Raw genomic sequence first — 269 nt, 5'->3', positions numbered from 1 at the left:
GAAAGGTTTGTGACGACAATCAGGAAACCGGCCCCGATGTACGCCCCTGCCATAAGCGGAACTGCGAGCTCCGTCACTTTTCCAATCCGTTTAATCCCTCCGATCACCACTAAACCGATCAAAAAAGCAATCCCGATTCCGGTGTATAAACGATTGAACGAGAACGTCTCAGCCAGCGATGCGGAAACCGAATTTCCCTGCACCATGATGCTCGGTACAAGTTCGATCATCAGCGCTACTGAAAAAAAGACGCCGAGCCATTTCATGGA

General features: G+C 50.2%; 1 protein-coding gene. It reads right to left on the bottom strand.

Going from position 1 to position 269, the window contains the following annotated elements:
- The coding region (locus tag CF394_RS11945) for an alanine:cation symporter family protein (RefSeq protein ID WP_165767552.1) at positions 1 to 269 on the bottom strand (269 nt) is incomplete at both ends.

Origin of the sequence: Tetzosporium hominis, assembly GCF_002265435.1 — a bacterium.
Classification (GTDB): domain Bacteria; phylum Bacillota; class Bacilli; order Bacillales_A; family Planococcaceae; genus Chryseomicrobium; species Chryseomicrobium hominis.
Note: the sequence above shows the minus strand (reverse complement) of the source record. Positions and strands in the feature narration are given on the sequence as shown.